Source organism: Trinickia sp., assembly GCF_051953405.1.
GTDB lineage: Bacteria > Pseudomonadota > Gammaproteobacteria > Burkholderiales > Burkholderiaceae > Trinickia.
Window position 1 is genome coordinate 156,881 of sequence record NZ_JBQCIV010000006.1, and the last position, 13,331, is coordinate 170,211.

The following is a 13,331-nucleotide window of genomic DNA, read 5'->3' on the forward strand; positions in this document are numbered from 1 at the left end:
TTCACTTAGCGAGCGTGAAGCTGCGCACCGGGCCGTTCGTTTCATAGAATCGGCCATCATCGTATTGCTCGGAAACGACACGCCAGTAATAGTCGCCTGACGGCAAGTCGGATACGACGAGCGAGTCGTCCGTCAGGTCCACCGCGTCCACGACGGGATCGTGGAGGTCCGCGTAGCGCGACAACACGAGGCGAAAGCGCGTCTTTGCATCGGCGCGCGACGCGCGCCACGAGAAGCGATACGCGTGCGTACCGGCGTGCGCGGTAGCCGATGCGCTCAGCTCGTTCGTCCGCCGCTCGAACGCGTAGACGCGCGGCAGGCCCTCGAGACCGTTGGCATCGATGGCGGAAATGCGCACGAAGTACGTGCCGTCGGGCACATCGTCGAAGCTGGCGTGGGGCGAGGCCGCGCGCGCGTCGCGGATCAAATCGAGCAGATCGGCGTCGCGCGCGATCTGGATACGATAGCCGTCGGCACCGGGCGCCGGCGCAACGTTGAAGGTCACGGTCTTGCCGTCTTGGACTTTCCCCGGATCGACGAGCGTGGGTGCAGGCAACAGCGCCTTAGGCGCACCCACCGCCCCGCCGGTCGGCGTCGCGCTGCCTTGGCCCGCGCCCACGAACTGCGAAGGAACGTTCGGCCGCTCGGCATTGCCTGGCTCGGTGTGCGCCGAGGTGCCGACCGCCACCGTTCCGTCGAGCACTTCGACGGCGGTCATCGCCGACATCTCGTTGACACGAAAACGCGTTCCCCTCACGCCGGCCACGATCGAAGGCGTGCGCACTTCGAAGCGATCCCCGGGCTGCTTCGCGTGCGTCACTTCGTTGCTGACTTCGCCTTTTTGCAATTCGATGACGTGATCTTCGATGCCCGTCAGTGCCATCTTGCGCAAGCTTGCCAACACGATACGGCTGTTCGGCACGAGGCTGACGTAGGAGCCGTCGTCGAGTTCGAGCGTCGCGAAGCCATCGGGCCCCGTCGAGATCGTATCGTTCTCGCCCAGCAGGCGTCCGAGCAGCAGCGGCACGGCAGGCATGGCCTTTTGCCCCTTCGCGGTGCCATGCCAACGTGCCGTGACGAGCCCACTCAACGCGACGATGCTCGCGGACATCGAATCGCGGCGCAACAAGTCGAGCGGCAACCGCAACGTCATGCCGGCGGGCAAGCGTCTCGGCGCGCTCACGTTATTCAGCCGCGCCAGCGCACGCCAGCCGCCCGCGTCGGTCAAGTAGCGCTGAGCCACCTCGTAGAGCGTGTCGCCGGCGGCCGTCACATAAGCCGCCGTTGCGTGGGCATCGATCGTCGTTTGAGCATGGGCCGGCGACACCGCGAACCCAGCCAACGCCGCAACGATTGCCGCCGGCGCGTAGCAGCGCCCCCGTTTTCGCCCCCCGGCTGCCGGGAAAGCCCCCCATTGCCCGGTCGAAGGCGCAGTGACGGCAGGTGGGTTATGCATTGTCGTATCTATGATTGCGCATTTGTTATCTGTCGAAGCGGTGCCGACAGCGGTATCGGCCAGATGGCGCGCCGAACTCCGAACTCGAGCCGGCCTCTCTTGCCGGCGTCCCCCGCGCGGACCGGTTCGGGACACCAAAGCCGCGAGCTTAACGAATTTCAAGCGATCGTGCATCGCTAAACTGAGCTGTCCTAACATTTATCGTTTTAACCGCGGCATGCGAATGGCAGGCGCAAGCGGCCGATCCATCGAAAATTGCAAACAAACGTCAATGCCCCACTTTTTGCAACACTCGCCGCAATCCCTTTTTGCGGCGAGAGCGGTACAATCCGATGCCTATGACTGCCGATCGGATGCGGTCTCACGAAATGCGAAAGCCTATCCGATGCTTGCGAGCGAGACTTGAAAGAAATGAAAATCGCCTATTTGGAAGACGATGACGTGCTCGCCGAACACATCGGCGAGATACTGCGTTCGGCCGGCCATGAATGCGAGCTGTTTCGCGACGGCAGCCAACTGATCCGCCGCCTGAAACGCGATCGTTTCGACTTCATTCTGCTCGACTGGTGCGTGCCGGGTGTGACGGGTCACCAGGTCACGATCTGGGCACGCGCCAATCTCAGCGAACGCGTGCCGATCTTGTTCATGACAAGCCGCTCGCTCGAAGCCGACGTCGTCACGGCGCTGGCCGCGGGCGCCGACGATTACATGATCAAGCCCATTCGCAACGGCGAGTTGCTGGCGCGAATCGAGGCGCTGAGCCGTCGCGCCTACCCCGATACGGATGCGGCCCCGCAAACGCTGATCGAAATCGGCAGTTATCGCATCGATCCGGTCAGCCGCACCTGCTTTCTGCGCGAAACCCCGATCGAATTGACCGGGCGCGAATTCGATCTCGTTCTGTTGTTGTTCCAACACGCCGGACGCGTGCTTTCGCGCGAGCACATCGGCGGAACGCTCTGGGGGCAACCGCAAAGCGCGATCTCCCGCACGCTCGATACGCACATGTCGCGCGTGCGCACGAAGCTCCAACTGAAGCCCGACAACGGGGTACGCCTTGCGCCGGTCTACGGCCACGGCTACCGGCTCGAAATCATACCGGACGCGCTAGGCGCTCCCCCCGGACAAACGCCGATTCACGCAGGGCACGCGTAACGCCCCATCGCGGCACCCCATCGAAGTTGTCATCGACCTGTCGCGTCGTGACGCGAGCAGCACGGCCCGTGTAATATTTCGTATTTTTTGGGGCCGCATGGGGCAAGCCTTGTCGAACCGCACAGCGCTCGCAGCGTCGGGAACCCGTCATGCCGCGCTGCTCACGCTCGCCGCTGCGATCCTGACTGCCCCGCTGGGCGCGCAAGCGGCCGACACCGTTTGCCGCGCCCTGGGCGGCCCCGCCGGCCGGCCGTCGATCGGTCTCGTCCTATCGGGCGGCGGCGCGCGCGGGTATGCGCATCTGGGCGTGCTGCGCGTGCTCGAGGAAAATCGCATCCCCGTCGATTGCATTGCGGCCACGAGCATGGGGGCGGTGGTCGGCGGGCTGTACGCGAGCGGAATGAGCGCCGAGACGCTGCAGGCGCGGCTTGCCAAAGTCAATCTCGCCGATATCGCGTTCGACGTCGAGAAGCGCTCGGATCTGCCCCAATCGCAGCGAGAAGACTCGCGGCTCTATGTCGGCAGCGTCGGCTTCGGCACCGACGGCATGAAGCTGCCAGCCGGCCTCGTACAAGGCAACCGGCTACAAGCGTTGTTGCAGGAATGGACCTCCTCCGTGCCCGCCAATGCCCCGTTCGACACACTGCCGATCCCCTACCGGGCCGTGGCGACCAATCTCAGTACCGGCGACGAAGTCGTGCTCGATCGCGGTTCGCTGCCGCTTGCGATCCGCGCGAGCGTTGCGATGCCGGGGCTGTTCGCCCCGGCCGATTTCAACGGGACGGCACTCGTCGACGGCGGCCTCGTCAACAATCTGCCGACCGATGTCGCGCGAGCAATGGGCGCCGATATCCTGATTGCCGTCGACATCAGTTCGCCCTTGCGCCCACTCGATGCGCTGTCTTCGCCGACCGACGTTGCGCAACAAATGCTCGGCATTCTGATCCACCAGAATGTCGGCCGCCATCGTGCGCAATTGACGCCGAAGGACGTGCTGATCAAACCGTCGCTCGGCAATCTGCGCTTCGCCGATTTCGCCCACGCGACCGAAGCGATCGAGGGCGGTGCGGCCGCCGCGCGCGACGCGCTGCCCCGCTTGCGCCAGTTCGCGTTGTCGCCCGAACAGTACGCCGCCTATCGGGCCGACCACGTCGCCCAGATGCCTCGCCCCGTCAAGCTCGCGCGGATCGAAGTCCGCACGCGCGGCAGCGTGCCGGCCGAGCGCGTACGCAGGTTCCTCGGTTTGCACCCCGGCGACACTTACGATCCGCTTACCGTGAACCGAGATCTGCAAGCGCTCGTCACCTCGGGCGATTTCGAGAGTGCGACGCAACAGTTGATCGACGACAAAGACGGGCCGCGCCTGGTCATCGACGCCAACGAAAAATCCTGGGGGCCCAACTTCATTCTGTTCGGTCTCGGCTTGTCGAGCAGTTCCGAGGACGAAGGCGGTTTCAGGTTGAACCTCGGGTACCGTCGCCCGTGGCTTACCCAGTTGGGCCTGGAGTTGCGCGCCGATGCCACGCTCGGCAGCGACCTGCTCCACTTCAATACGGAATTGCGTCAACCGCTCTCGACGTCGATCGGTTACTACGTCGCGCCGTACGCCGAATTCGAGCGCCGCTTCGCCAACCTCTACGACGACTCCACCGGCGTGCGCCTGACCCAGTACCACTTGCAGACCGAACGCGTGGGCATCGACTTCGGTCTGCCGCTGGCGCGGCTCGGCGATTTCCGCATCGGCCTGGCTTATTCGCACGCGTTCGGATCGGCGGTCTATAACCTGCCGCTCGACGATGGAACGCTGCTGTTTCCCGATGTCTACGGACGCGAAGTCTCGGCGCGCGCGAAGCTCGTCATCGATCAGCTCGACGATCCGCTCTTTCCGCGCACCGGCTACTTCGCCGAATTGCGCGCGGAACGCTCCGTGTTCGGCCAAAGCAGCCCATTTACAGAGCTTTACGGCAAGGCAATAGGCGCAGTGAGCTTCGGACGACACAGTTTCAATGCCAGCGTCGAAGCGGGCGGCGATATAGGGGGACAAAACGCGGCGAATCCGCTCGGCTTCACGCTTGGCGGTTTTCAGCACTTGTCCGCCTATGCGGCCGATCAGTTGGCGGGCAATTCGATGCTCTACGCGCAGATCACTTATTTGAATCGGTTGATGCGTTTCGACACCGCGCCGCTCGAGGGCTTGTACGCCGGGGTGAGTTTCGAAGCCGGTAACGTCTGGCAGCAAGGCGATCGTTTCGCGAGCGGTGCGCTCAAACGAAGCGTGACCTTTTTTACGAGCGTCACGAGTTCGTTCGGGCCCTTGTACTTAGGGATCGCCTTGGCGCCGAGCGGACGTCGCAATATTTACTTCCAACTCGGGCATACCTATTAAACGGTTTCGATCCCGCGGCAAAAGCGGCGGCACCTGAAATAATCGGTGCCCAAACAACAAAAAACCGAACGCTTATTCGCTTCGCCGAGCGCCGCGGGCGCTTCAGCCTTCCCTGTGTTCTCTGCAATATCCGTGCGAGCCGTGCCGGTTTTTCATTGATCGATATCAACGAAAAAATCCGGCCGCTCGTAACAATCCGTATGAAGTTTTTTTGGCGGGTGCCGTAGAACAAGTCATTCCGACGCTAAACGCTCGCTTCCGGCTGACTAAGCCTCCACGTTGATAAAACGTCGAACATGGACGCCCCGCTCGACCCATCCAATCTTTCGCCCGCGCCGGCCATCGATCCGGCGCCGAAATCGTTGCGCCGCCGATTCACGCACGTCAAGCTGCAGACGCTGTTGCTGATCGCCTCGTTATGGTTCGCATTCGGCGCGTTGACGATTTGGGACGCGAACGCCGAGATGCGCAGCGCACGCGTAGGTGCCACCGCGCTCGCCGATGCGCTGTCCGCTCACACCGTCCGCGTGATGCGCGAAGCCGAACAGGTGGCCGCCCTCGTGTCGTGGCAGGTGCAAAACGACGGCGTTTCGATTCCGCTCGCGTATTACGTGGCATCCGGCCTGCTCAAGCTCGACGTGTTCGTGCAGGTCGCCGTCATCGATTCGCAGGGGTATTTGCGCGCGTCCACCGTACCGGGCTTCAGGGCGATCAACCTATCCGACCGCGAGCATTTTCGCATTCACGTCCATAACCCGAGCACGGAGCTGATGGTCGGGCGCCCCGTCGTGGGCCGCGCGAGCGGCAGGGCCGAACTGCAGCTCTCCCAGCGAATCAGCTCGCTCGACGGCCGCTTCCTAGGCGTGGTTGTCGTTTCGGTCAACCCGAGCTATTTCACGGAGCTTTACAACGGCCTGCGAATCGGCGGAGACGGCGTCGTGGCCGTCGTGGGCACGGACGACTATATCGTGCGCGCGCTGCGCTCGGGAAGCGATCGAGCGGTCGGCGCCGAACTGCCCAAGAACGATCCGTTCCGGCGCGCGTTGGCCCACGCTCGTTCGGGCAACTTGCGCACCGCCTCGTTCATCGATGCGCACGACACCATCATCAGCTACCGCACGCTCAGCGACTACCCGCTCGCCGTCGCGGTCGGCTACTCCACGCGCGAATATCTCGTCGCTTGGCGCACCCGATGTTTATTGCTGCTGACGGCGGCGGTACTGCTCACGATCCTGATCGTGACGACAGAGCGACGCACGAAAACGCTGCTCATGAACCTCGCCGCCGCGCACGACCGCGAGATCGCCAAAGGGGCGCAGCTGGAGCAGGCGCGCTCCGACGCCGAAGCCGGATCGCGCGCAAAGAGCGCGTTCCTCGCCACCATGAGCCACGAAATCCGCACGCCGATGAACGGGGTTATCGGCATGAGCGAGGTATTGACGCGCTCGCCGCTGTCGGCCGATCAGAAGGAGATGGTCTGCACGATTCGCGATTGCGCCTCGGCCCTGCTTAAGATCATCGACGATATCCTCGATTTCTCGAAGATCGAAGCCGGCAAGCTGCAGATCGATTGCGTGCCGACCTCGATCGAAGACGTCGTCGATGGCATGGCATCGTCGCTCGCCACCGTCGCCGATGCGCGCGGCGTTGCGCTGCGGACCTACGTTTCGCCTATGCTGCCGCCGAGCGCGATGTTCGACGATACGCGCCTGCGCGAAATTCTCTACAACCTCGTCGGCAACGCTATCAAGTTTTCGGCCGGACGCAGCGGCGTTCAGGGCCACGTTGCCCTGCGCGCGGCGTTCGTCGAGGGCGACGTGCCGCAGGTCCGCTTCGATATTTCCGACAACGGTATCGGCATGACCGCCGAGACGCTCGCCAAACTGTTCCAGCCGTTCAGCCAGGCGGAGGCGTCGACCACTCGGCGTTTCGGCGGCACGGGTCTCGGTCTCGCGATCTGCCGTCGTCTTGTCGCGCTGATGGGCGGGTGCCTATCGGTGCAAAGCGAGCCAGGCCAGGGCTCGACATTCACCGTCGAACTGCCGCTGCACACCGTCGACGGTGCCGAGCCGCGTCAGTTGGCCGACCTCTCGGGCCTCGCGTGCATTGTCGTCGCCTCGCCCGACTGGCGCTGCGACGATACGGCCGACTATCTGCGCCACGCCGGTGCCACCGTCGAGATCGCGGCCGATGCCTACGATGCGCAGCAAGCACTGGCGCGGGCCGACGGCCCACGCGTGCTTGTGCATGACGCACGCAGCCCGGCGGATACCGTCGCGCCGAACGGATCCAGCGAGCGCGGCCGGCTGTTGGGCGACGTCCAGATCTCGGCGTCGCGCAACCTCGTCTTGATGACGCGCACGGGCAAGACCGTGTCGATCGGGGCGCAAGCGCTGCGCCGGCGCGTCCTGATCGACGCGGTAGCGCTGGCCGCGGGACGCGCCGATGTCGGGGCGCTTGCCGCGTCGCGCGGCCAGGACGATCTTAGCGCCGATGCGCCGCCAAACGATAACGTCAGGCTGCTCGTGGCGGAAGACGACGAAGTCAACCGGCGCGTGATTTCTCGGCAACTGACGCTGCTCGGCTACGCGGCGGATATGGCCGCCGACGGCGAGCAAGCCCTCGAGATGTGGCGCGAGAAGTCTTACACGCTGGTCCTCACCGATTTGCACATGCCCCGGCGCGACGGCTACGAACTCGCGCAAGCGATTCGCGCGGAGGAAGCGAGCGGTGCACGCGAGCGCGTACCGATCGTCGCGCTGACAGCCAACGCCATCACCGGTGAGGCGAACCGCGCTAGAGCGCTCGGCATCGACGATTACCTGACCAAACCGCTGAAGCTCGATCTGCTTGCACACGCGCTGACGCAATGGACGACGTCGCGACGCATCGGCGCGATGGATACGACACACGCCGTGGCGGGCACTGCCGGCGCTCGCCCCGCTTTGCCTTCGCCGCAGCCCGCTTCGGCGGACGCGACCGAACAGCGAGCACTCGGACTCGGCGAAGACGCGACAATCGCGTCCGATCGGCGCGAGCAAGGGCGTCCCGATACCCGAGCGATCCTCGACATCGGCGTGCTGAAAGAGATCGTCGGCGACGACATGGAAACCGTGCAGGCTTTGTTGATCGAATATCTGGAATGCTCGGCCGCGCTAGCGAATCAGTTGCTAGCGCGCTTGGCCGAGGGCCGAGCACATGAAGCGGGCGCGATCGCGCACAAGCTCAAATCGTCGTCGCGCTCGATCGGCGCCTTGCCGCTCGGCGATCTATGCGCCGACATCGAAGCCGCTGCGTCGAAAGGCGAAACCGACGACCTCGGGCAGTTCGGCGCGCGGTTCGACGCCGCGTATCGGCAGACGATCGAACTCGTGCGCGGCATGACGCTCACCGCCGACCTAGAGCCGCCCGCATAACGCGGCACGCGCGGCGGCCCGCCCGTCGCGCCGGGCTTACACCCGGGCGGCGGGCCAGCTCAGCTCGAAACGCGCCCCGGTCAGCACCTGGGGATCCGCGGCAACGATGCGTCCGTTGTGCGCATGCAGCACTTGGCGCGTGATCGCGAGCCCGAGGCCATAGCCGCCCGTGTGGCGATCAAGCCGCACGAACGCATCGAAGATCCGCTCTCGCTCCGCGACCGAGACACCGTTGCCATCGTCCTCGACCGCGATCGTGACATTGCCGTGCGCGGTGGCCAGCGCGATGTGGATATTCGCACGCGCGTAGCGCCCCGCGTTGCGCAACAAGTTGCGGATCGCATACGACATCAAGCGCTTGTCCATCGTCGCCCGCACCTGGCGATCGAGTTCGATCGAGAGCGCGACCGCCTTGTCGGCATAGAGCACGGCCGAATCGCGCACTTGAGCCTCGAGCCAGGCGGCGAGCGGGGTCGGCTCCAGATTCGATTGCAGCGAACTATATTCGAGCCGAGCGTAAGTCAGGCTCATATCGATCAATTCGTCGAGTTCGGTCACGTCCTGCTCGATGCTCGCGATCGCGCCTTCGTATTCGCGCGCGGAGCCGGGATCGCGCAAAATTTCCAACGCGAAGCGCGTGCGCGCCAGTGGCGTACGCAGTTCGTGCGAAATGCCGTTCGTGAGGTCCCGCTGCGCGGCGATCAACCGCTCCATGCGTTCGGCCAGTGCATTGAGGGTCCGCGCAAGCGGGCCGATGAACACGCTATGCGACTCGCGCGCACGCGTATTGAAACGCCCGCCGGTGAAATCGATCGCGCGCTCGCGCACCATGACGAGATCCAGCCAGATCGGCCGAATCCAGCGGTAGGTGGCATAAGCCGTTGCGACGCACGCCACGCCGACGATCGGCAAACCGCCACCCGGCAACGCCGCCACCGCGTGACGCAGGACGCCGGGACCGAGCGCGAACCAGAGCATCGCCAGCACAGCCGCCACGACGGTCAGGACGAGACCGAGCACATGCAAATAAGCACGCAGATAAAGCTTGGACCAACTCGGGATGCGATCGGCCCGCGTGTCCGTCCACGACCGCCTAAAGCGCAGCCAGCGCCATTTGCAATACCGGTACGCCGATAACGTGGCGGCTTGCCCGCTCGCTCGGCCCTCGCTATGGCTCTTGCCCTCGCCTTGGGCGCGCGCGTGCGTCCCGGTCATTCCCACGCGACCTTGCTGAATTGATAGCCTTTGCCGCGCACGGTCTTGATGCGCTGAGGATTAGCGGCGTCGTCGCCGAGCTTGCGCCGCAGCCGGGAAATGCAACCGTCCACCGTGCGATCGAGGCCGTCGAAGCCGATTCCGCGAAGCTCGCGCAAGAGATCGTCGCGGTTCGCCACCTCGCCCGCGTTGCGCACCAGCGCCCAAAGCAAGTCGAACTCGGCCGAAGTCAACTCGGGGGTCGTGCCGTCGGGCAGCACGACCGCTCGCGTCGCGCGGCTGATCTGGAATTTGCCGAACCGATACGAATCGGGCTGATCGTGCCCATCGCCGCCGCGCCCGGGCGTGCGGCGCAGTTGCGCTTTGACGCGCGCGAGCAGCACGCGCGGCTCCACGGGTTTATGAACGTAATCGTCGGCGCCGAATTCGAGGCCGAGCACCTCGTCGAATCGATCGTCCCGCGCCGTGACCATGATGATCACGCCGTCGAAACGTTCGCGCGCCTCGCGCAGGATGGAAAAACCATCCTTGCCGGGCAAATTGATGTCGAGGATGACAAGATCGGGGCGGTGCTCGACGATCGCCGGCACAGCAATGCTCCCGTGCAAGACGGTACGGACTTCGTAGCCGTGCTTGCGTAGGTAGCCTGCGACGAGCGAGGACAGACGAGCGTCGTCCTCGACAAGCAAAATGGAGTGGGACATGACGGCGCGGCTCGAGGTCTGATTTTTTTATCGACGGTCAACACGCTGACCGGAAAAACTTACGAGAAACGAGGCGCAATTTTACCGCCCGCCGCGCGCTTAGTCAGCCCCGAATTCAGCCCCGGAAATCAGCCCCGAACTCGGCCGAACTAGCCCGAACGCGTTACTCTCTCACGCGGAATTGCTCCGGGTCCTTGCCTTTCAACCACCGTGGCCGAGGCCCCCGCCCCCCCCACGTTTCGCCGGTCTCCGGATGGCGGAACCGCGGGGCCCCGCTCGACGTGCCACGCGCCTTGCGCCGCGTGCCGAACACATCGTCCGCGCTAAACCCAAATGCGGCAATGGTTTCCCGCACGGTGGCCAACGCGGCATCCGCTTCGGCTTGGCGCGCCGCTTCGATTTCGGCGTCGAGTTCATGTTTTCTTGCTAGCAATTCCTTGTACGTCGCCACGGACTCAATCCTCCTTACGGTTGTCCTAGGCCCGCGCGTTCCGTCGTCACGCTAGCGCGAAGAACCCGCCTTCCCCTAGCATCGACGGCGCGTCGCGCGCCAAATCTGCCATGCCCCTTGGACATGGCGAGGCACACCATAAGCAATATACATGCCCACCTATCGCCCATTTAATTCGCGTGTGGAGGGAACCGCGGCTGCGGTGTCGCATGAGGTGGGGCGAAGCGAAATCGGCGGTATAAAAAAGAGGCGGCGGCCTCTAAAATGCCGCCACCTCGATCGTCGGTCGAGCCTCCAGACCCTTACGCGTTACGCGCGATGCCGTTGCTGCAACGTTCGCACGCGTGCCATCGCGGACGCGTCGCTACCGATCGTGTCGTACATCTTCGACAGGTCGGCTTTGAGCGCGGTACGCGAGCCACCGTCGAGATAGACCATGTGACCCGACGGATAGAAACGCGCCGATAAATTGTTGCGCACCGTTTGTTCGATCAACGGCATCTGCTGCAAATCGAGGACGGTTTGATAGAACGGCGTCACGAAGTCGTAAAAGCCGTTCGCGGACAACACTTTCAGGTCGATGTTCAGCGCCATGACCGCGGCGAGATCGCCCGCCGTATACAAAATGATGTTGCCTTGTGCATCCTTGCCTTTTTGTGCGCCCGTCGGATCGATGTGTCCGAAATCCCAGTTTCGGAAGGCCTGATCGTTCAGATCGGTAAACGAGGATGTCGACGTGTACTTCAACTGCTCGTTCAGATACTCGTTCCACATCGTCGTATATACGCCGGTCACGGCCGTCATGGTTGGATCGTTGCCGCCCGAGTTCGGATCGATCTGGCCCGCGATGCCGGTGTCGATGGCCGTGACGCGGCCGTCGTATGACCCGAGCGCGACGCCTTTCGACTTGAGCAGCGTAGTGAGAAACAGCGAATTGCCCCGGCTGTCGTAGCCTGCGATATCGAGACTCCACGCGAGCAACGTCGTCTTGTCGATCCCCGTGTACTGCGACAACTTCTCGACCACGGCATCGTCCGTTTGCGGAAACTTGCGCAGCGCCGCCAGGTAATCGGTACGGGCGAATTGCGCGACCTCTTCGACGAAGCTGCCAAGGTCAGCGGGCGTGGGTGCCACGCCGAGCCGCTTGTGGTACCACGCATCGGCCGCGGCGGTCGGTAGCGCCCCCACCGGATTGCCCGCTTGCGTGTAATCGAGAATCGACGATTGCAGCGTCACGCCGTTCAGATCGATGCCGTCTTCGTGCAGCATGTAGGCCAGCACGCAACTGCGCGCCGTACCGTACGATTCGCCGAACAGGTATTTCGGCGAATTCCAGCGATCGTTCTTCGTCAAGAAACGCTTGATGAACTGCTTGATCGAGCGAGCGTCCTGATCCACACCCCAGAAATCGCGATTCTTATTCGGGGAGATCGCCGCCGAATAACCCGTGCCGACCGGGTTGATGAATACGAGATCGCTCTTGTCGAGCAGGCTGTCCGGATTGTCCTCCAGCGAATACGGCGCGGGCGGCGTGAAGCTAGGCATCGACGTCTTGATGCGCTTGGGCGCGAACGAGCCGAGCAAGACGAAGACGGAAGACGAGCCCGGCCCGCCGTTGTAGAAGAACGTGACCGGCCGCGTTTCTTCCTTCTGGTTGTCTTCGGTGAACGCGACGTAGAACATTTTCGCGCTCGGTTTCGAACTCGATTCGTCGACGGTGACGAGATGCCCGGCCGTCGCCGTATAGTCGATCCTTCGGCCGCCGATCGAAATCGTATGGTGGGTAATCGCCGCGGTCTCGCTCGTGTCGGTCACGAAATCGTCGGGCCCGTTGCCGTAGGCCACATCGTCGTGAAACGGTTGATCGTCCTGTCGACGCAGGAAGACGTGCGGCATCGAGGCCCTGCCCGGCGACGGCGCATGAGAGTTGTGAGTGGATTGCGGGCTGCCGGTATCGGAATTCATCGTGATCGCTCCATCAGTTATGGCCGGCCCGCGGGTCCGAGCGCGTGCGCGGCTGTGTTGACGAACTGCCCTCAAATACGCCGGCACACCCCGCCCGAAGCGGGCCGGCGATTACCCTTACCGTTTGAAATTCCCACTGCTCGAATACCTACGCGGCGCCTCGATGCCTAGCCGATCAAGTGCCGAGGCGCCTGGCTCCGCCTATCCGATACGCGCCTGCTGCCGCGATAGCTAACCCGGAGTCGGAGCGCCCGACGCACTCGGTGCGGCCGGGGCCCCCAAAGCGGCCGCAATCCCGCGCCCTTTCGGACTACCGAGCCCGGTGCACGCGTCCCAGCCGGCCGCTGCCGCATAAGTTCCGTTGTTGCCCGACGTGATGTCGTTGAACGCATTGGACGCGCGGTAGAGCTTTTGATTCACGAACCCTGCCGGCCGGCCCGATAACGCGTTCACGCGCGCGACGAGGCCCGCGAAAAGCGGGGCGACGGCGCTCGTTCCGCCCACCGGCACGGACTGCCCGTCGATCAACACTTCGTAGCCGGAAGCCGGCGACGCATCGGCCGCGACGTCGGGCACGCCGCGA

The 13,331-nt window shown here is 63.9% G+C and carries 8 protein-coding genes and 1 pseudogene; 3 read left to right on the forward strand and 6 right to left on the reverse strand.

Annotated elements, in window-relative coordinates; genetic code table 11:
* Position 1: 1 nt before the first annotated feature.
* Positions 2-1,456, reverse strand: coding sequence for a FecR domain-containing protein (locus ACTHN9_RS01095; protein WP_440534902.1), 1,455 nt, complete (start codon positions 1,454-1,456; stop codon positions 2-4).
* A 411-nt stretch (positions 1,457-1,867) separates the two neighbouring features.
* Between ACTHN9_RS01095 and ACTHN9_RS01100 the strand changes: the two genes are divergently transcribed.
* From ACTHN9_RS01100 to ACTHN9_RS01110, 3 genes are all read left to right on the forward strand, one after another.
* Positions 1,868-2,611, forward strand: a complete 744-nt coding sequence (locus ACTHN9_RS01100; protein WP_440534913.1) for a response regulator transcription factor — start codon at positions 1,868-1,870, stop codon at positions 2,609-2,611.
* Positions 2,612-2,708: 97 nt separating this feature from the next.
* Positions 2,709-4,997, forward strand: coding sequence for a patatin-like phospholipase family protein (locus ACTHN9_RS01105; protein WP_440534903.1), 2,289 nt, complete (start codon positions 2,709-2,711; stop codon positions 4,995-4,997).
* A gap of 296 nt (positions 4,998-5,293) precedes the next feature.
* Entirely contained in the window at positions 5,294-8,413 is a 3,120-nt protein-coding gene (locus ACTHN9_RS01110) for an ATP-binding protein (protein ID WP_440534904.1), read from the forward strand.
* Between the two features lie 36 nt (positions 8,414-8,449).
* On the opposite strand, the gene ACTHN9_RS01115 is transcribed toward ACTHN9_RS01110, so the two are convergent.
* The 5 genes and pseudogenes from ACTHN9_RS01115 to ACTHN9_RS01135 all read right to left on the reverse strand — a co-directional run.
* Positions 8,450-9,628, reverse strand: coding sequence for an ATP-binding protein (locus ACTHN9_RS01115; RefSeq protein ID WP_440534905.1), 1,179 nt, complete (start codon positions 9,626-9,628; stop codon positions 8,450-8,452).
* Positions 9,625-10,332 (reverse strand): winged helix-turn-helix domain-containing protein, encoded by a 708-nt coding sequence (locus ACTHN9_RS01120; RefSeq protein ID WP_440534906.1) that lies wholly within the window; start codon positions 10,330-10,332, stop codon positions 9,625-9,627. Before ACTHN9_RS01120 ends, ACTHN9_RS01115 begins: the two co-directional genes overlap by 4 nt.
* A gap of 163 nt (positions 10,333-10,495) precedes the next feature.
* On the reverse strand, positions 10,496-10,783 hold the full coding sequence (locus ACTHN9_RS01125; RefSeq protein WP_440534907.1) for an H-NS histone family protein: 288 nt from the start codon (positions 10,781-10,783) through the stop codon (positions 10,496-10,498).
* A 309-nt stretch (positions 10,784-11,092) separates the two neighbouring features.
* Positions 11,093-12,748 (reverse strand): S10 family peptidase, encoded by a 1,656-nt coding sequence (locus ACTHN9_RS01130; protein WP_440534908.1) that lies wholly within the window; start codon positions 12,746-12,748, stop codon positions 11,093-11,095.
* Between the two features lie 231 nt (positions 12,749-12,979).
* Positions 12,980-13,331, reverse strand: a pseudogene (locus tag ACTHN9_RS01135) (peptidase S53); the annotation flags it as partial.